The sequence below is a fragment of the Ruegeria sp. AL12 genome (assembly GCF_056540885.1).
Genome location: NZ_JBQFXN010000006.1, coordinates 43,656 through 63,100 on the forward strand (window position 1 = coordinate 43,656; position 19,445 = coordinate 63,100).

At 52.9% G+C, this 19,445-nt stretch carries 17 protein-coding genes; 7 read left to right on the forward strand and 10 right to left on the reverse strand.

Translation table 11 applies throughout. From position 1 onward, the window contains the following. Positions 1–37: 37 nt before the first annotated feature. Both ACR0C6_RS15180 and ACR0C6_RS15185 read right to left on the reverse strand, forming a co-directional pair. Positions 38–1,981 carry a DUF3604 domain-containing protein gene (locus tag ACR0C6_RS15180; protein ID WP_480620019.1) on the reverse strand — a complete coding sequence of 648 codons (1,944 nt, stop codon included), beginning with the start codon at positions 1,979–1,981 and terminating at the stop codon, positions 38–40. A 350-nt stretch (positions 1,982–2,331) separates the two neighbouring features. Next, positions 2,332–4,182: a bifunctional 2',3'-cyclic-nucleotide 2'-phosphodiesterase/3'-nucleotidase gene (locus tag ACR0C6_RS15185; RefSeq protein WP_480620020.1), complete on the reverse strand. Its 1,851-nt coding sequence runs from the start codon at positions 4,180–4,182 to the stop codon at positions 2,332–2,334. Between the two features lie 19 nt (positions 4,183–4,201). Between ACR0C6_RS15185 and ACR0C6_RS15190 the strand changes: the two genes are divergently transcribed. Continuing rightward, positions 4,202–4,360: a hypothetical protein gene (locus ACR0C6_RS15190; RefSeq protein ID WP_254430193.1), complete on the forward strand. Its 159-nt coding sequence runs from the start codon at positions 4,202–4,204 to the stop codon at positions 4,358–4,360. 465 nt (positions 4,361–4,825) lie between these two features. On the opposite strand, the gene ACR0C6_RS15195 is transcribed toward ACR0C6_RS15190, so the two are convergent. Continuing rightward, a complete protein-coding gene (locus tag ACR0C6_RS15195; RefSeq protein WP_480446602.1) occupies positions 4,826–5,317 on the reverse strand; it encodes a P-loop nucleotide/nucleoside kinase family protein in 492 nt (163 codons plus the stop codon). Positions 5,318–5,333: 16 nt separating this feature from the next. Then, the gene (locus ACR0C6_RS15200) at positions 5,334–6,233 is read right to left on the reverse strand and encodes a LysR family transcriptional regulator (RefSeq protein ID WP_480446603.1); all 900 of its coding nucleotides are present in this window, start codon (positions 6,231–6,233) and stop codon (positions 5,334–5,336) included. A gap of 6 nt (positions 6,234–6,239) precedes the next feature. Here ACR0C6_RS15200 and ACR0C6_RS15205 point away from each other — a divergent pair, with 6 nt between their 5' ends. The 6 genes from ACR0C6_RS15205 (at position 6,240) to ACR0C6_RS15230 (ending at position 13,003) form a co-directional block, all read left to right on the forward strand. Further along, positions 6,240–6,977 carry a class I SAM-dependent methyltransferase gene (locus tag ACR0C6_RS15205; protein ID WP_480620021.1) on the forward strand — a complete coding sequence of 246 codons (738 nt, stop codon included), beginning with the start codon at positions 6,240–6,242 and terminating at the stop codon, positions 6,975–6,977. A gap of 444 nt (positions 6,978–7,421) precedes the next feature. After that, complete coding sequence (locus tag ACR0C6_RS15210) at positions 7,422–8,969, forward strand: arylsulfatase (protein ID WP_480620022.1); 1,548 nt, start codon at positions 7,422–7,424, stop codon at positions 8,967–8,969. 268 nt (positions 8,970–9,237) lie between these two features. Beyond that, a complete protein-coding gene (locus ACR0C6_RS15215; protein WP_480620023.1) occupies positions 9,238–9,690 on the forward strand; it encodes a potassium channel family protein in 453 nt (150 codons plus the stop codon). 175 nt (positions 9,691–9,865) lie between these two features. Further along, entirely contained in the window at positions 9,866–10,945 is a 1,080-nt protein-coding gene (locus ACR0C6_RS15220; RefSeq protein WP_480620024.1) for an AI-2E family transporter, read from the forward strand. Then, a complete protein-coding gene (locus ACR0C6_RS15225) occupies positions 10,942–12,006 on the forward strand; it encodes an HlyD family secretion protein (RefSeq protein WP_171640271.1) in 1,065 nt (354 codons plus the stop codon). The genes ACR0C6_RS15220 and ACR0C6_RS15225 overlap by 4 nt, the downstream gene beginning before the upstream one ends. After that, positions 11,996–13,003 carry a DUF2955 domain-containing protein gene (locus ACR0C6_RS15230; RefSeq protein ID WP_171207152.1) on the forward strand — a complete coding sequence of 336 codons (1,008 nt, stop codon included), beginning with the start codon at positions 11,996–11,998 and terminating at the stop codon, positions 13,001–13,003. Before ACR0C6_RS15225 ends, ACR0C6_RS15230 begins: the two co-directional genes overlap by 11 nt. A gap of 266 nt (positions 13,004–13,269) precedes the next feature. Here ACR0C6_RS15230 and ACR0C6_RS15235 read toward each other — a convergent pair whose 3' ends face one another. The 6 genes from ACR0C6_RS15235 to ACR0C6_RS15260 all read right to left on the reverse strand — a co-directional run bounded on the left by ACR0C6_RS15235 (position 13,270) and on the right by ACR0C6_RS15260 (position 19,435). After that, positions 13,270–14,019, reverse strand: a complete 750-nt coding sequence (locus tag ACR0C6_RS15235; RefSeq protein ID WP_152459500.1) for a proteasome-type protease — start codon at positions 14,017–14,019, stop codon at positions 13,270–13,272. 11 nt (positions 14,020–14,030) lie between these two features. Continuing rightward, positions 14,031–14,828: a transglutaminase family protein gene (locus ACR0C6_RS15240; protein ID WP_152459499.1), complete on the reverse strand. Its 798-nt coding sequence runs from the start codon at positions 14,826–14,828 to the stop codon at positions 14,031–14,033. Between the two features lie 3 nt (positions 14,829–14,831). Then, the gene (locus ACR0C6_RS15245) at positions 14,832–15,773 is read right to left on the reverse strand and encodes an alpha-E domain-containing protein (RefSeq protein ID WP_152459498.1); all 942 of its coding nucleotides are present in this window, start codon (positions 15,771–15,773) and stop codon (positions 14,832–14,834) included. A gap of 2 nt (positions 15,774–15,775) precedes the next feature. After that, positions 15,776–17,194: a circularly permuted type 2 ATP-grasp protein gene (locus ACR0C6_RS15250; protein WP_171172167.1), complete on the reverse strand. Its 1,419-nt coding sequence runs from the start codon at positions 17,192–17,194 to the stop codon at positions 15,776–15,778. 280 nt (positions 17,195–17,474) lie between these two features. Continuing rightward, the gene (locus ACR0C6_RS15255; RefSeq protein WP_480446609.1) at positions 17,475–18,161 is read right to left on the reverse strand and encodes a D-lyxose/D-mannose family sugar isomerase; all 687 of its coding nucleotides are present in this window, start codon (positions 18,159–18,161) and stop codon (positions 17,475–17,477) included. Next, positions 18,158–19,435, reverse strand: coding sequence for an amylo-alpha-1,6-glucosidase (locus ACR0C6_RS15260; protein ID WP_480620027.1), 1,278 nt, complete (start codon positions 19,433–19,435; stop codon positions 18,158–18,160). Before ACR0C6_RS15260 ends, ACR0C6_RS15255 begins: the two co-directional genes overlap by 4 nt. Positions 19,436–19,445 lie beyond the last annotated feature (10 nt).

The window sequence follows — 19,445 nt, forward strand, 5'->3', positions numbered from 1 at the left end:
TTTCGCCCTGAAACATGAGCGCGTTTTTGGTGAGGTGCTATCCCTCCGGAGTGTACCAAATGGGCGAAGTATAAGCCCGTTCTTGTGTGGATGTCGGTACTTCTTCGGGTAGTTCGTCGCCGAACCTAATAGCTTCGTAAACCGTCCATCGCGGCGTGGGGATTTCCAGCACGCGCGCGTAGTAAAAAGCCTTTTGTTCCGGATCAAATTCGGGATCAGACCAGACGGTTATCAATTCTGGCGATCCGATTGAGTTCGTGAACGTACCGGTTTCGACGTCCACGGTGTTGCCGACAGGCGGCAGCTTGCCTTCCGCGCCGAGATCCCGATCGCCGGACCAGACGACATCAAAAACCTTTTCTTGTGTCTCACCGTCTTCTGTTACCCAGCCCTTGACTATCTGAATACGATCCAGATTACCCGAGTACGGATCTTTGAGTGCAGCGACGAGAAAATTTGGCGCTAAGGCATCACCGGGCGCTTCCGGTAGATCTGCCCCCATGGGTACGCCTTTGTCATAACCAATCTTCGCAGGAAGCCGCGATTGAGCGTCGTTTTCTTCGAAATCCCATCCCCCGAAGAAACGTACCGTGATCCGACTACCTGTTGTCCCATATACTTCCTTACGTTCCATCGCATCGAAAATAGATGCTCGTGTATTTTCCTCGGCCCAAACCGCCGCATAACCAGAGGCAGCCATCTGCCAGCCCAGAATTTTGGTCGCTTCAAACTCGCCGACAACATGCTGCCAACGCCCAGGCTCAGGTTCCACGCCCGAGTGCTTACCAAAAAAGTTATCTTCCTGGGCTGTCGCCAAAGCCGTGTGACTGTCTGTAGACCCAACGACACCGAACTTGTAAGGGTTGGTCCCAAGCTGCGCCTCAAGCTTCAGGCCATTTTTCAAAGCCTCGCGAGCATACTCGTACTGCAACATCCAGTCTTCTTTGGGCACAGGGCCAAGGTTTGCGACGTCCCACGTTTCGTAATCTGCAAACTCATCATTTGGGCTCAGGAACGGGTGGGCCTCGCCGTCGCCTTTGATCTGAGTGATCTCGTACAGTGGCTCCCATTTGGCGCGTCTTTCCGCGTAATCTCCTGTGAGCGGTTCGCCGGTATCGGGGTTTGTCTCGACAGGAAACATCAAACCATTAGAAACATTTCCGTTGTGCGCCAATGCAAGGACGCGTCCGCCTGTCGTTTCTTCGTATCTTTCCATCCAATCCCACAGATCTTCCGGATTGAATGTCTCGGCAGTCGTAAACGGCAACATTTGCCGCGCCCGAATCCTGTCGTCCCTATAGATGACATTGCGGTGCAAGTTGTTGCCACCTTCCGTCGAGGTCCATTCGTAGCCGATAAACGCGGTAAACGATCCCGGTTGATCATAGGCATCTGCAGTTTCCGTAAAGTCATCCCAAACTGACTGTACGAAACGACGGTCAGCAATCGCCTCCGGCAAAGCTTCACCGGTAATTCCAGCGAAAGTCTCGATAACCTCCATTGTCGCTCCAAGGGCAACATTCCCTCCTTGGTTCAACCTGTCGTTCCAGTCGCGTAACGTTGGATCGCCCATCAAAGTTGCGTTCCCCGCGACGATCTCGTTCATCGCGCCCATCGCGTCTGAATGGTCTGAAACAACGAGCCAATCCAACGGGCGAGACAGCTTCGCCCGTAGGCCGTGAGAAGTAGTTACTTCTTCTCCACGCGCAAACCGAAACGCGTCTGAAGGCGAAAGAAGTACACCAAACGCACGCGCGTCGAGTGAGAGCGATGTATGCAAGTGGGTGTCGCCCCAAAGAGGTCTAGTTGGAAAGTCACGTCCTGCATAAGGCGAAAACGCATCTGATGCAGGGGCATGCATGTCGGCCCCCGAGATGGTCATTTCACCAACTTGTCCACCCTCGGCGGTTTCCTGTGCCCAAGCAGAGGTCGAGGACAAACAGAGACAAAAGAATAAGGTCGCACTGAAAGGAACTTTCATGGCTGTAATCCCTGCAAATCAGATTATAGCTCATGCGACCATTCTCATATGCTTGCTGTCAACCTCGTTTTTGTTTCCGCGAAGAGCGTCTGTACTTGGTTGAATTGGTGTGCAACTATCCAATTCCCTCGCCGCGTCTTAGTCTCGTTTACGGCGGAACCAAACAGCGGCTTTGTCCGCAGAGCATTCACTGATGCACTGCGCAACGAGGACTGCTCCGAGCCCAGATCAAACGTTCATTTCTAACCGCTTATAGCCTTTGAAAGTCGCATGCGGGCGTTCAGCGTAAGCCTGATGGTAGCTGCTTTCGTTGACTTCCGACTTCCTCAAAGTACGCACATGCGATTGTACTAGAGCTTGATGCGGAAAGCCGCGAAGCCATCTGCACCATCTCCGGCGTCTTCGATTAAAACGCCTTTGACATCGGCGATGTAGTCTCGGGCCTTAGGGCCGGTCTCAAATAGCACGGTTGTGTTCTCTAAAGGAGCAAATGACCAGTTGCCGTCCGCTTTTGGGTTGATCGTTCCCTGTTCGACAATATAGCGCACAATAACGTCGCGATTAGTGTCCGGGGCTTCGAACACGGTTGTATCACCCAATGCGCCGGGGAATGAACCGCCACCCGATGCACGATAATTGTTTGTGGCGATGATGAACTCCATATCATCGGTGACCGGTTCGCCTTGGAAGGACAAGTTCACAATACGGGCTGCATCGGGATTCACCTCTTCCCCCTTTGGCCCAAAGCGCGACGGCTGCGACAGGTCGATCTGGTATGTTACGCCATCCATCACATCGAAATTGTAGGATGGAAACTCTGGATTCAGAAGAACCGCATCCTCTGAGCCTCGCTCGATCTGGTTGAACATACCGGCCGAACGCTCCAGCCAACCACGCAGTTGCACACCGTTCACTCGCACCGCGCGCACTGTGTTGGGATAGAGATACAGATCAGCCACATTTTTGATAGCAACATCCCCGACCGGGACGTCGGTGTAATAGTCCGGGCCCCCGCGACCACCCGCCTTGAACGGCGCCGCCGCTGACAGGATCGGCAATCCTTCGTGCTCGGTGCCTTTCAGCATTTCTTCGACATACCATTTCTGTGCGATCGAAACGATCTGTACAGACGGATCATCAGCGACCAATGCAAAATAGCTGTGCAACGGGGCAGATGTTTTGCCAACGGCTCGACGGACATAGGCGAGCGTTTCGTCGTGATCCTTCGCAACCGAGTCGAGAACCTTCTGATCGTCTCCGACCAAAGCGGTGATTGAGCGGTCTTCATTGCGTTTGGAAATCGCGCGGGCCTCGGACGTGGTGGTAACCACGCGCCACTCATTTCCTTCCCGTTCCAGCAGCAGGTCCAGCAACCCAAGATGTGAGCCCCAGAAGCCGCCCATAACAGCAGGTTTACCCATCAGGGTGCCCTTTTCGACGTCGATGCCGGGTCGGTCCGCAAATGTCGGCGAGGGAAAGACAAGGTGATTGTGCCCCGTGACCAGAGCGTCGATTCCGTCAACACCCGCCAAAACGACTGAGGCGTTTTCCATACCGTCCACATGATTGGCGTCGCCGATCCCAGAATGTGAAAGGGCGATGATTAGGTCACATCCTTGTTCCTTCATCTCTGGCACGTATGCCCGCGCGGTTTCAACAATATCGCGGGCCTGAACATTGCCTTCCAGATGCTTTCGGTCCCAGTTCATGATCTGCGGCGGCGTAAAACCTATGACACCGATTTTGATTGAGTGCTTGGTCCCATCACCCATTTCGATTTCACGGTCGATAATTGTATATGGTTTAATCAGCGTTTTGTCGTCGCGCGGAGTTGCGCCTTGTGCCTTTGCAACATTGGCCAAAACGACCGGGAACTCTGCGCCCGCGAGTGATTTTTCCAGGAAATCCAGCCCGTAGTTGAATTCGTGATTGCCCAGAGTTGCAGCATCATAGCCAACCGTGTTGAAAGCGTTGATGATGGGGTGCGTGTCCCCTTCTTTCATGCCACGCTCATAGGCGATGTAGTCGCCCATTGGGTTCCCTTGAAGAAAGTCACCGTTGTCGACCAAGATCGAATTTGTCGCCTCAGCACGAATTTCGTTGATGATTGAGGCCGTACGGGACAAGCCCACTGTGTCACGGGGTTTGTCGGCATAGTAGTCATAGGGGAACACATGAACATGGATGTCCGTTGTTTCCATGATGCGCAGATGCGCTTGAATGTTGGATGCCAAAACTGAAAAAGGATGCAAGGTGATGGCCGCTGCACCGGCTGTTGTTGCAAGAAATTGGCGACGCGAAATTGACGAGCGGTTGGAAAAAGACATGGGTCACCTTTCGAGTTGGCTGGCAATGAGAATAGTTGCCGGTATTGCATAACGATCTTATGACAGTGTCTTCTAACACATTTTGCAGACTTATTTCAGGGGGTATGGACGAGGCCATGCGCCAGATCCGTGAAGTCGCTGAATGATTGGATCAGGTGAAACCAAGCCGGGACTGGTTTGACAACGTATGTGAAGAATAATCAGTGCCTTTTCCCATCACCCGTGCTGTATTGTCGGCGCAAAACTATTCTGGAGATGGTTGTTGGAGCCGGCATTTGCCGATGTGTTGCCCATGCCCGCCAGCGACGTACACTACCGATAATCGACGTGAACGACGCTGCCCGCGTTGCCGTCGCCATGACTAAAGAAGGACGCAACGGGATACATCTTTTGTTGTCACGCAATCTCCGTACCTGAGGCCCAGTGAAAGCTGACTGTAAACATCTGGCCAATCGTCGACTCGGAGCAGGCGGCCGAAAAACACTTAGCTCCGCCGCGATATTTCGAAAGTCTGGTGCTACTGACGGTGAGTTATGATGCTAAAACCCTCTTCGGGTGATGGTGGCACGAAATACCGCGCAATACGCCGATATTGATCTTCCGTCGCTGCAAATGCATGCGCGCCTTCTCTGTTGCGCTTGTGCAGCCGGTGCAGACAAACCTCATCTGACACATCCAAAAAGTGAAGGTGGTGCTGCGCAGCAGTGTCTTCCAGCAGGTCGCGCATCCAGGCCCTGTTTTCAATTGTGTTCGCTGGAAAATCGAGAACGACCGAAACGCCAGCCTTCAGCAGAGCAGCCACGTGAGGACCCATGACCAGTCGCAGTTTCAAAGCGCAGTCTACATAATCCTGCAAGGACTTCATTTGATCCCCAAACAGCGCGCTAAGCCATTCATCTTCTGAAATGAGCACGGCCCCGTCTCTTTTTGCAAGTCTCGCTGCCAGAGTTGATTTTCCAGAAGCAACTTTGCCGCATAACAAGTGGAGCGTTGGAATAGCCTGTGACATAGAGCGAACTCCCGGATTACCTGATGGTCCCTGCGCTAAGTTGGTCTGCCAGTTGATCAAACACCAACCTGATCCTTCGAGCGGTATGTAGCTCGGAGTGCGTCGCCAGCCAAATCGGGAACTTAAACGGCTCGCGGTCGGGAAGCACGCGCTCCACTCCTGGTGTTAAGGCAGCCACATCATCCGACATTACACTTATGCCAAAACCTTGGCGCACCAGTTCCCAGGATACAATCCCGCTTTGTGAGCCAATCCTGAAGCTTTTTCGGGTGACATTTATGCCCGCCGGATCGAGAAAGCCGATCATCGTGTCAATGTCACCAAATCCGACAAAGTCCAACTTAGCGAGTTCGCATTCATTTTTTGGCCGTCCAACCTGATCAAGGTACGAAGGTGCCGCGTAGAAATGTGCCGTGGCCTCGGCGACAAGCTTTGCCGTCAGATCCGGCTGCGTCGGACGTACATGTCGGATGGCAATATCAGCCTCACGTCGCTGTATGTCGCGTATGTCATTTGCAGCAACGATGTCTATCTCCAGTCGCGGTGCCGCAAGTCGGATCTTTTTCAGGATAGGCGGCAGTTGATAGGCAGACATCACATCGGACGCAGTAATCCTGACTTGCCCTTCAACAGCTTGCGACTGACTTGTTGCGGTAAGAGAAATCCTGTTTGCCACATCCGCCATTTCTCTGACATGCAACAAAAGCTCGGCGCCAGCGGTCGTCAAATTAAGCGACTTTCCGACTCTTTCAAACAAGGTGATGCCAAGCGCCGTTTCCAGCGCAGCAACTTGACGGCCGACAGTGGGTTGAGTTTGCTCAAGAACGCGCGCCGCTGCTGAAAACGAGCCTTCTTCGGCGGTGGCAAGAAAGGACCGCACCTGATTCCAGTCGAAATTGATGGCTTTCCAGTTCATGCATTTATGCATAACACTTCTGCAAATTGGGGCAATTCCATAAATGAATGTTTGGTATTACAGGATACGGCGACAACCTTGTTAGAGAGTATTGAAATGGCTGCTTTGTCTAAGGATGCCGCGTTCTGGAGCAAAATCTCGCGAAAATATGCGGCAGACCCAATCCGCAACATGGAAGGGTACCTGAAAACACTGGAACGTACCAAGTCGTACCTGAAAGCGGAGGACAGCGTACTCGAAATCGGGTGCGGGACGGGTTCAACTGCGCTGCTGCTTGCACCGAATGTCGCCCATGTCACTGCCACGGATCTCGCTCCGGGCATGATCGAAATTGCCGATGAGAAGCTTGATAAAGAAGGGCTGGAGAATGTCACTTTCAAGGTGGCCGACGTTCTTGAGCACAGTCTTGACGAAGGCTCTTACGATGCCGTCTTGGCGCATAACTTGCTTCATCTTCTGCCCGATTTGGACCAAGCGCTCGAGCACATTGCTGCGCTGACAAAACCGGGTGGGCTTTTCATATCCAAAACCGTCTGCGCGCCTGAGAGCGGTGGTTTCAAGTTTGCGATGATCAGTCGGATCGCAATCCCAATCATGCAGGCTTTTGGGAAAGCCCCATTTGTGAACTTCGTGTCTGGATCGGCACTTGAGAGGAAAATTGCGTCCGCAGGCTTCGAAGTCCTTTATACTTCTGATCAAGCCTCGATGCTCCAGAGTCGTTATATTGTCGCGCAAAAATCATGAAGCTCCAGTTCGTACAGCTTCGTCCTTTGAAATGATCTTTGCATCACAGTGTTTTATTTAAACTGTTCACAAGTGATCGGATGTTACAAAGGTCTGTTTCCGATTTAATAATGCGACTGCGAGTGGCAGCATTGTCCGCATAGCGATCGCTCGCGATATTCAGGCGAATGTCAGCATCGATTCCGAAGCAGAAGAAAAAGTGGTCCAGCAAACGCTTTGGCGTGGTTCCGAAATGCGGCGAATTCAGTCTTGACCAATTACGTGTTTGAAGCGCTGGAAAAAGGTATCGGTCAGTTCGTTTAGTAAAGCCATTTAAGTCGACAGCTTTTTTAATTCACTTGCGCGTTTCCGCCTGAAATCCTGTAAACCACAAGGGTCCCGACAAAACACTTCGAATTTGTGGTAGGTTATTCGGTGTTAACAAGAAATTTTGGGAGGACGAATATGAAATGCAAAACAAAATCCACCATAGTAGCGGCATTACTTGCCGCAACCGCTACGGCCGTTTACGCACAAGATGAACCTCCTATGAACTTCCTGATTATTTGGGGAGATGACATTGGGTTTTGGAATATTAGTGCCTACAACCATGGCATGATGGGTTATCAGACACCCAACATCGACCGTATAGCCAAAGAAGGCGCGCTATTTACTGACTGGTACGGAGAGCAGTCCTGTACTGCAGGACGAGCGGCTTTCATAACTGGACAATCTCCCATTCGTACGGGTTTGACGAAGGTCGGCCTTCCTGGCGCACCTGAGGGCATGCCCGTGGAAGACCCCACCATCGCTGGACTACTCAAAAACCACGGGTATATGACAGGCCAGTTTGGCAAAAACCATCTAGGTGACCGTGACGAGCACCTCCCCACCAATCACGGTTTCGATGAATTTTTCGGGAATCTCTACCATCTCAACGCAGAAGAAGAGCCTGAAAATCCAGATTATCCCAAGGATGAAACCTTTAGGGAGAATTTCGGCCCGCGCGGGGTGATCAAATCGACCGCAGATGGCTCGATCGAGGATACCGGGCCGCTTACAAAAAAACGCATGGAAACCGTTGACGAAGAAGTCACGGCAAGTGCGTTGGACTTCATGGATAGAGCTGTTGAGCAGGACAAGCCTTTCTTCCTTTGGTGGAATTCCACTCGCATGCACATTTTTACGCATCTTAAGGAAGACTCCGACGGAGTGACGGGACTTGGTGTTTATCCTGACGGCATGGTCGAGCATGATGGGCACGTCGGTGTACTACTTGATAAACTTGAGGAGCTTGGGATCGCCGAAAACACTGTCGTAATGTATTCAACGGACAACGGAGCCGAGACCTTCACGTGGCCGGACGGAGGTACTACACCTTTCCGCGGCGAGAAAAATACGCAATGGGAAGGTGGCTATCGTGTCCCGACTGTCATCAAGTGGCCGGGCGTCATCGAACCGGGATCGAAGATCAATGGCGTAGCTTCACATGCGGACATGTTGCCAACCATTATGGCTTCTGTCGGCGAGCCAGACATCAAAGAAAGGCTACTTGATGGTGGCGTTGAAGCGATCGGTCGCCAATACAAGGCACATCTGGACGGCTACAATCTACTTCCGTCGCTCTCAGGTGAAACTGATGATTGGCCACGCAGTGAATTCATTTATTGGACTGACGATGGCAGCGTAGCCGCCTTGCGCTATGAACAGTACAAGGTGACATTCCTAAAACAGAACGCACATGGACTTGATGTTTGGCTCTCACCTTTCGAGGTGTTGCGCGCACCGATGCTTTCAAACTTACGCAGCGATCCGTTCGAGAGAGCCGAGGAAGAGAACGCTATGGGTTACCAGCGCTGGTTCCTTGAACATATGTTCGCGATAGCTCCTGCTGCCGCCTACGTTGGGCAGTGGTTGCAAAGCTTCGAGGAGTTTCCGCCAAGGCAGAAACCCGGCAGCTTCAACCTCGACAACGTTATGGAGGAACTCACCAGCCGTGCCGGCAACCAATAGCTCTGACGGAAGCCAGTGAGCTTGAATTCAAAGACAACACTCTGTCGAATTTCAACGCGCGAATCATCCCCTTGGACTGAAAATTGGCGTAGTCCATTGGCGCAGTCCATTGGCGCAGTCCATTGGCGCAGTCCAAGGGAGAGAATGAACGGCGGCTTTGTCCGCGAAGCAGTCGTTCACGCCGAGTGCACCGAATGACTCTGCCGAGCCCATTGCCGACTTTGCCGGGTGACTAAAAACAGAATTGACTTGAGTAATCCCGAAGCGATTGAGCGAGAAATTGGTTAACATTCCTGCCGGACACACACGGTGGGAGCGCAACAGAGTTTTGGAAAAATACGAGAAAATTCAAAAAAATTCTATGTATAAACAAATCCCTTGGTATTCTTACGTTATGAATTCACTAACGAGAATTACGCGAGGTATAGGCGTCGCCTTTAAAGATGGCAGGGTGAAGGGCCTTCTAGCATTCACAGCTGGCATGATCCTGTGGGCGTCGGTGTTTTACCGTTATGTCGAAGGTTGGAGCTGGCTTGACTCTATTTACTTTTCTGTTGTGACAATTTCGACCGTTGGGTTTGGCGACTTTTCCCCTGAAACAGCCGCAGGGAAAATATTTACAATTTTCTACATCATCGTTGGGCTCGGTATCTTCGTGACTGCAGCGACTACGGTGGCAGATACAATCCTGTCCCAGGACGACAAGCAAGAGGACAACTAGTTTTGCCCCGCCGAGCCAATGCGATTTCATACGCAGGCAATACGTCGACCGAATAGCCCCTCTGAAATCCGAATTTGCGATATAATCCAACTGGTTACAGGTTTTTGGTATTTTAAATATACATATTAATTTTTTTGAGTGTAAAGTTTGAACATACAAATGTTGGAGGGATGGTATGGAAAAGACTCAGGACGCGAAGATTGTCGATCTCGCGATTAGACTGCTGTTTCTCGGGCTGTTCCTTTACAGCGCTTTGGTAATGGTGGCCCCGCTGGCAAGCGTGGTCATCTGGGCGACGATCCTGTGCGTCGCACTCTATCCGGTTTTCGATTGGCTGCAGTCCAGGTTGGGCGGAAGAAAGAAGCTTGCGACGACGATACTGGTATTGTTGGGCCTCGTTCTGACCTTGGGGCCGGTCGCGACAGCGGTATCCGGAGCAGCCGAACTTGGGTCTGGATTTGCAGAACAAGCTGACAACGGCGAGCTAAAAGTCCCACCGGCACCCGATGGCTTAAAGGAGCTGCCGCTGGTCGGAAACAAAATTTCTGAAGTCTGGGGCTTGTTTGAACGAAACCTTGACGGCGCGCTTGCCAAATACGGCGCGCAGATTCTTGAGATCACCAAATCACTGTTCGGAAAGGTGCTAAGCATCGGGCTTGGGCTCTTGGCGTTGGCCCTGTCCGTCTTGATCATGGGGGCTTTGTTCAGCCCTGGTCCAAGTCTGGTGCAAGGCCTGCAGCGCTTTGCCAACCGTGTCTTTGCGCCCCGTGGCGGTGAGTTCGTTACACTTGCCGGCGCTACGATCCGCAATGTGACAAAAGGTGTGATTGGCGTGGCTGCGATTCAGGCGGTCGTGGTTTGGATATTGTTGGCGCTGTTCGGAATTGGCTCGGCCGCCACGCTGGCGTTTATCTGTTTGATCCTCTCGATTATCCAGATCGGGCCCGGCTTGGTTCTTTTGCCAGTGATTATTTACGCCTGGAGCACCATGTCCGGCGGTGCCGCGTTGATCTTCACAATCCTGGCTATTCCCGTTGCGATAATGGACAGCTTCCTAAGGCCTGTATTCATCTCAAAAGGCCTCGAAACACCAATGCTGGTCATACTCATTGGTGTTCTTGGCGGCATGATGGCCTATGGCTTGATCGGCATTTTTATGGGACCTGTTCTGTTTGCCGTGTTTTATGAGTTGTTCAAGGTCTGGATCGACGCCCCTGCAGAAGCTGAAAGCGCGGCTGAAGGAGCCACGAAATGAGAAAGACGATTTGGACCACTTTGGCCGTCATTCTTGTTTTTCTTGTCTGGTATCTTGTCGCTGACCGAAAAACGCCGTTTACCGGGAATGCCAGAGTAAAGGCCATTGCGACCCAGATCGTTCCACAGGTCACGGGTACAGTGACCGAAGTTCTTGTCGAAAACGGGCAGATCGTCTCGGCAGGTGATATTCTGGTTCGGATCGACCCCAGGCCCTACGAAATTCAACGCAACAAGGCGGAAGCTGATCTAGAAGCGGCAACGCAGGAGGTGGGTGCATCCTCGGCGGAGGTAAGAGCCGCGCAAGCCAAACTGGCGCGGGCCCAGAGCGATCTGGACACAATACGCATTCAAACAGAGCGTGTTTTTGCGCTGGAAAGAAAGGGATTGATCGCCGTCTCAAAAGCCGACGATGCCCGAGGTCAACTGGCAGAGTCCGAGGCAAATTATGAGAACGCCAAAGCGGATCTTGAAAAAGCAAAGCAGAGGCTGGGTGACGACGGGATCGAAAATCCAAAAATTCAGCGCGCGTTGGCTGCCTTGGCGGATGCAGAGCTAAACCTGGAATGGACTGAACTGCGTGCTCCGGCGACGGGTGTCATATCCAATCTGTTGATCGCCCCGGGTACGTATGCACGGTCCGGTCAGGACCTTTTGACGTTCCTGGATGCAACCGACATATGGATAGAGGCGTATTTTACGGAAAACAACCTAGGCCGGGCTGGGGTGGGTTCTCCTGTTGATGTCGTGTTGGATATGCACCCCGGTCAAATTATCCCGGGTGTCATTGAGAGCTTCAGCGCGGCTGTATCCTTGAGCGGTGGCGATGAACCTGGCCAGTTGGCCAGCCCGCCAAGTACCAAGGGGTTTCTGCGCGAACCAGAACGGTTTCCCGTTCGGATCGTGCTGCCGGGATACGAGGCCGGAAACGCCGAAGACGAACTGCGCTTCCAACTCAACGGGCAGGCCGACGTGATCATGTATTTGAGCGACAATTCCCTGCTGAATGTGGTCGGCCGGACCTATATCCGTTTGGTCTCAATACTATCCTATGCCTATTGAGGATCGAAAATCCGTTATCCGGCTTGCGCTGGGTGTGACCGGCGTTTTCGCCTTGGGCTTGTTTCTTGGGTGGCCTTTGGCGGTTGTGGGAGCAGTTTTCACCGCGCTGTTCCTACAAGCGCCCACCGCGCTGCCGTTGGCGGCATTCGCAAAGCTGTTTGTTTTCTCTATAGGATTGATGTTCATCTCATTCCTGTTGTCGTCCGTTTTCGCTCCCTATCCCGTGGTATTCCTTATTCTGGTTGCCATCGGGATCATCCTGTCCTTCATGTGGTCAGTTTCAGGGGCCGGAGTTCTACCCGGTGTCATAGCACTCATGGGGGCGTTGATGATCCCGAACCTCGTTTTGCAATCGCAGGATCTGGCGCTTGTGCTTGTATTTTGGATACCGATTAACCTGCTATTTGCAGGTTTCGTATCCACGCTGATGTTTGTGATGATCCCAGCGGAACCTCAAACAGTCGCCCAAAAGAAAGCCGACGCGCCACCAGATTTTGACCGGTACCGGCGGATCGTCAGAATGTCGCTTGTGACGCTTCCATTTGCCATGGTGTTTTTTGTGTCCGGGGCATCTGCATTGTTGGTTCTGTTCTTTGTCGCTCTTTTGAGCCAGCAACTGGCCGCCATGCCGTCGATGGGAAAAGCCGTCGCCAAAGCTATGCTTACGGCAAACCTGCTTGGGGCAGCGGTGTCGATCATTTGTTACGAGGTAAACGTGATCGCACCGGTTATTCTGACGCCCATTTTATTATGTCTGTTTTTCTGCTTCACCCTCGGAGCGCTTGGGAAATCTCAGGTCGCACTCGCAGCAGCAGCCGGTTCGGCGTTGACAACGGTTCTGATCGTTTACGGTGGGTCGGTTGCACCGTTTTCGGATGAAGCTGACGTCAAAAGTATCACGCGCGTATTGCAAGTTGCAGGGGCCGCTTTCTTCGTGATTGTCGCTTATGTCATAGTGGACGAGTTCTGGCCGGAGAGGGAAATGCAAGCTTCATGAGTTGCCTGAAGTAAAGCTTTCAGGCGTCCAATCCAGCAACAAGAACAATGTGCTTCGAAGTCAGTGTTACTATCCAAGCACGCGTCGACAACTCAGGTTAATCCCTTTCAGATTCAACACTGTTCTTCCGAATTTGGCAAACACGGCGCGCTTATATTGCGGGCAGAAACACGGGTGCGATCGTATAAACCATCGTCTGCCTAGCCCGCCAAGTAGACACTCAAGCAAAGCTCAGCGAAAGTCGGCGATGCGGACAAAGCGGACGCTCAATCGTTTGGCTTTCGCTCTGGTTTGTATTCTGGAAGCTTGGACAAGGCCGATTTCAACGCGTCGCCCCACACCTCGGAAATGGTGCGAAAGTACTGATCGTCGGGTTCGAATCTGGACCGTGTGCCGCCTTCAAGACTGTCTTCATCGTAAAGAAGAAGGTCAAGCGGAGCTCCGACAGATAGATTGGCCTTGATCGTGGAGTCGAAGCTGACAAGCAGGAGTTTCACAGTTTCCGCAAAGCTCATCTCCGGATCATAGGCGCGCACCAGAATTGGACGCCCGTATTTCGTCTCTCCAATCTGAAAGAACGGAGTGTCAGCGCCAGCCTCGATAAAGTTGCCTTCGGGGTAGATCAGAAACAGGCGAGACGGGCCGCCTTTGATCTGGCCACCTAAAATGAGTGTCGCATGAAAGGCGCTGTCGGCTTGCTGACCGGATTGGGAATGCTCCTGTATGACGTCATTCAACGTAGCCGCGACCAGTTGCGCGACTTGGAACATTGTCGGTGCTTCCAGTATGGACGGCGAGCGATCTTCTGGCGCTTTGGTCCGCTCTTCCAGAAGGCTTATGGTGGCCTGAGTAGTCGCAAGGTTTCCGGCCGTTAGGATAGTGATCGACCGATCGCCATCAACTGTCCAATTGAACATCTTGTTGAAGGTCGAAACATTATCGACGCCTGCATTCGTGCGCGTGTCGGACATGAACACCAACCCGCGATTCAGCCGCATACCCACAGCATAGGTCATCAAGTTCTCCGTTATTGCTGTGCGACCTGCAACTGCACTGTCAATTGCTCACCCGCTGCCCCAATTCTGTTCCCTATTACTGGGGCAGCTTGGGAATAGTCCAGACCGGTCGCGACGCGTACGTATCGATCGTCAGGTGAAATCCCGTTTGAAACGTCGAACCCTACCCACCCAAGCCCGTCCAAGTACACTTCGGCCCAGGCATGGGTCGCGTCCTGTAGTTCCGTTTCGTTCATCATCAGGTAACCCGATACATAGCGTGCCGGAACTCCGATCTGTCGTGCGCAGGCAATGAAAATATGCGCGTGGTCCTGACACACGCCGCACCCGGATTCGAGTGCGTCTTCTGCGCTCCAGCCCGGGTGCGAACTTCCAATCTCGTACGCGACCTGAGTGCGAATGCTTTCGGAAAGGGCATGCATCTTTTCCAGCGGTTCGCCTTTGGGCAACGCGCCTATTACTTCGGCAACCCCTTTCCCCGGCGTTGTCTGCGGGGTGCTCCTTTTGAATAGCCACAATGGAGTCGACCCTTCGTGACGCCCGAGGACGCCATGTGTGTCTTCCACTTCTACAACGCCTTCTGAGATCAACGAGATGCTTTGGGTGTTTACGTCGAAACTGATCAATTCCACGGTGTTGCGGTGGTAGTCTTCAAAAGTCAATTCTTTGCGCCCGCCAGTGATTTGGGTGCTCCAACTTACAATGTTCTGATTGCGAAATGACTTTGGTGTCTTTCTCAGCTGTTGCAGCCCGAAGGGAACGGGTGCATCGAAATCGTATCGTGTCTCGTGTCGAATGTGCAGTTTCATTGGCTACTCGTAGAACCTGTAATCAACCTCGATCTGTCGACTTAAGCTGCCGAGATCTGTCAGAAAATCCTGAATGTACTCATGCAGACCAATTTCGAAGATATCAGAGATTTTTTGATCCAGGTATTTCTCGTAGAGGCCATTCGAGGCCTCGCAGGAAGGCCCGGCAAAGCCATAGTCTTTCTTTAGGTAAGAAAGGTTTTCTTGAATTTTTCTGCAGCAAAAGTGAAGGCTGCGCGGCATTCGCTGATCCAAGATCAAAAACTGTGCGATATCAGACGGCTGGGTTTTCTCACCGTGGGTCATTCGATATCCTCCGCCAGCGCCGACGGAACGGAGAATGCTTTCCCATTGGATGTTGTCCAGTGATGAGCCAACTGAGAAAGCTGTGGGCAGAAGAACGTAGTATTTCACGTCCAGAATGCGCCCGGTATTGTCGGCTCGTTCAACGAACGTACCAATGCGGGTGAAGTCGAAAATGTCATTGCGTAGCATCGTGCCCAATGTAGCGCCACGAACCAGAGCTGCCTGTTGGCGAATAAGCTCCAGCGTCGCTGGCAGGTCCCGCTCATTCACGCGGCGCTTCATGACATCATCAATCTGCATCCAGGTAGAGTTTACTGCGCTCCAAACATCGTGTGTCAGTGCGGTTCGAACAAGACGCGCATTGTCCCTTGCCTGCTTGATGACTGATTTGATCGAGGATGGATTATCCGCATCACGCAGCATCCAATCCACCGCGTTGTCTTTTGAAACATCATCGTATTTGGCGTGGTAACCATCGAGAACGCCGGCCGTTTTCAGAACAGAACCCCATTCTTCGGTCGAATTCTTGGTGCGGGTCAACGCCATCCGCTGACCTGTTTCAAGCAGCCTGGCCGTGTTTTCCGCTCGTTCCAGGTAGCGGGACATCCAGAACAACCCACCAGCAGTTTTTCCCAGCATGGTCAGTCCTCCAGAACCCAGGTGTCTTTGGTTCCACCGCCCTGGCTCGAGTTTACGACCAATGACCCTTTCTTAAGTGCCACGCGGGTCAGGCCGCCGGGAGTGATCTTGATCCCCTCAGGCGACACTAAAACGAAAGGCCGCAGATCGACATGTCTGGGGGCCAGCCCCGAGCGCGCGAAGATCGGAACGGTTGAAAGCGACAGTGTCGGCTGAGCAATATAATTCGCTGGCCGCGCTTTGAGCTTGTCGCGGAAAGCTGAAATCTCTTTCTTGCTGGCGGTCGGGCCGATCAACATCCCGTAGCCGCCAGACCCGTGCACTTCTTTCACAACAAGGTCGGACAGATTGTCCAGTACGTAGGACAGAGATTCGGGATCGCTGCAACGCCACGTAGGAACATTTTGAAGCAGGGGCTTCTCACCCGTGTAGAATTCAACGATTTCAGGCATGTATGAATAGATCGCCTTGTCATCGGCTATGCCTGTTCCCGGGGCGTTCGCAATTGTGATACCGCCAGCGCGATAAACGTCCAGAATACCCGGCACACCCAATGCGCTGTCGGGGTTGAAATTCAACGGGTCCAGAAAGTCGTCATCCACTCTGCGATAGAGAACGTCAATGGGTTTATAACCTCTGGTGGTGCGCATGCAGACACGCCCGTTTACAACCCGCAGGTCGTGACCTTCGACCAATTCCACGGCCATCTGATCTGCCAAGAAGGCGTGCTCGTAGTAGGCTGAATTGTAGATGCCAGGCGTCAACACGGCGACAGTGGGTTCTCCCTCGGCGCAAGCTGGCGCGCATGCAGCCAGAGACCGTCTTAAACTACGCGGGTAATCGGAAACATTCCGGACATTTGTGGCGCTAAACAGTTCCGGGAACATTTTGAGCATCGTTTCCCGGTTCTCGAGCATATAGCTCACACCGGACGGTGTACGCGCATTGTCTTCCAGCACGAAAAACTCGTCCGGCCCGGTTCGCACCAAATCAACACCGACTATGTGCGTATAGACCTTACCAGGTGGCGTGATGCCCAACATCTGCGGCAGGAACGCTTCGTTTGCGGCGATCATCTCAGCTGGCACACGGCCAGCGCGAACAATTTCCTGACGGTGGTATATGTCATGAAGAAACGCGTTGATTGCTCGAACTCGCTGTTCGATACCTCGTTCCAGCCGCTGCCACTCTCGTGCCGAAATGACACGCGGCACGATATCAAACGGTATCAGTCGTTCTTCTGCCTCTGCTTTGCCGTAAACATTAAAGGTGATGCCCGTCAGCCTAAAGACTTCTTCGGCTTCACGCTGTTTCGCCCTCAGCCGTGATACGTCTTCAGCATTGAACCAGCGGCCGATCTCTTCATATGGACCTCTGAGTGATCCATCGCCGTTGAACATTTCATCAAAATACTCACTCATGTGTTAAGTTTCACGCTCAAATCAGAATTTTCAAGTCGTTCAGGCTCGATTTGATACTGTCGTCGTAAGTAACGTCTAATTTTCAGGCGAATTGAATATTGTGGTGATACTAACAAAGTTGCGTTATCCGCGTTTCCAGCTGTTGAAGCACAACGCAGCGAACGGGCAAACAAGGCCCATAGATATTGCCAATTTTCTGTGAAGGCTGACCGCCCAAACTCGGATAAAGAGGGTTAAGTTCGCGTCAAAACCCCGCGAACTCCTTCAATGGTTTCATCAATCAGCCTAGCCATTTTGAGTAGTCGCTGACCAGAAGATGTGTTGGCGCGACGTCCTCCTGAACCTCGGCAAATCGGCCAATTGGGTCGCGAAAAACATTGTCGGTCTCGTCGTCATTGACGGTCGAGACCTCGCCGATCAGCACATCGCCACCTTCGCCCCAAAACGCGTGCCAATCACCAGGGCGAAGGGTGACGCTTTCACCAGGGGCCAGGCGCAGTTTCTCGCCCGGGCCGTAATCGCGGCGGATACCATCCAGCCAGACTACGCCGCCGCGATCCTCTGCAAAACCACCGGTATCATCCGAGCCGAAAAGCTCGATCACTAGGGTCGCGCCACCACGGTTGATGATATCTTCTGCCTTCAGAACATGCGTGTGCATCGGCGAAAGCTGATCCTGCCGTGAAATCAACAGCTTCTCAGCGTAACACATGCCGCCGCCTTTTGCCAAGTCGCTCTGCAGACCGTTGCGCAGGGTGAAAAGAAACAGGCCCATCCGATCAAAATCGCCGTCGCCGTAATCAGTGATATCCCAACCGCAACGCGCGTCGATCACGTGACGGGCATCGCTTTCACGAGCCTTAAATTCTTCTGGCGTCCAATAGGCAAACGGCGGCAATGTGAAACCGTGAGAGCGAATTAGCTCATTTGCTTGCGCCATAATCTCGTTGATGCGCGAACGTTTCATGCGGGCACTTTTTGAATCTTGAGAATTTCAATCACCATTGCCGCTGTCCAAGTGAAATCTCCACCCCCACACGGTTCACCGCTGATGGGATCATAGTATTCCGCAAAGCCGCTTTTCTCAATGAGGCGCAAGCTGCCAGCAAGGATACGTTGTGCCATTGCTTCCTGTCCTGATTGGATCAGCCCTTCGGCAATCATATAGTTCACGACCAGCCATGTCGGTCCACGCCAATAGCGTTTACTGTCAAAGGCGTCATCCGCCGGGTCGTGGCTTGGCACCAGATAATCGCATCGCTCGGACAGCAAGGCGATCCTTCGCACCAGGGCTTCGGTGCGCTCGGGAGGCACCTGAGCAATTGCCGCAAGTAACCCGCCGACCGTTGGCGTGTCTTGCAGAACCCCGGCGGCGCGGTTGTAACACGTGTATTGTCCAAGATTTGCATTCCATAAGCTTTCCAACGCTTCACGGCCCTTGGTGGCCATTTCGCGCGCTTCAGAGGCCATGGCAGGAATACCCAAGATCTCCGCTAATTCCGCGACATCGTCACAAGACCGAATAAGGATGGCATTGAACCCCGGGTCAACCAGTCGGAAAGGCGAGGCGTCATGTAGTTTTGCGTTATCCCATCGCAATCCGCGGAAGTGTTCCACCAACCAGATATACCTTTGGTACTGATCATCTGTCGGGCGATGATCGGGATTGGCATGAGTTGTATCGCGTCGCGTGAACGGTGCTATGCCCTCAGTCGGTACAGCATCCAGCCCTTCGTCCCAGTCCACCGAGTTGTCTCGCCCGGATTCCCACGGGTGAATGATTGCCACCAGCCCGGTGTTTTCAGGATCGCGGTTGCGGTAAAACCACTGATGCCATGCGTGGACCTTGGGCAGAAGTTCAGCAAGCCGCGTCCGGGCGGCGGCTTTGTCTTCGGCGCGATTATAGAGTTTGCGCAGGGCAAGACCCGCAACCGCCGGCTGGGTGATACCGGTCGTCGGCACAGCTTGGCCGGTTTGCCAGACGTCAGGACCGGGGAAATACCCATCATCGGGTTCGTGAAATACGATATGGGGCACCATACCGTCTTCCCACTGATGGGCCATTAGGGTCTCGACCTCGACCCAAGCCCTGTCCATGTCGAAATGCGAAAAGCCTAGCGCAGACAATGCGCTATCCCAGTTCCACTGAAAGGGATAGAGACCGTGGGTGGGCACGGTATAACTGCCACGGTCGTTGCCTTCCATTACTTTGCAGGCCTGATCGATCAGCGCTTGGCTCATCGTGGTTCTC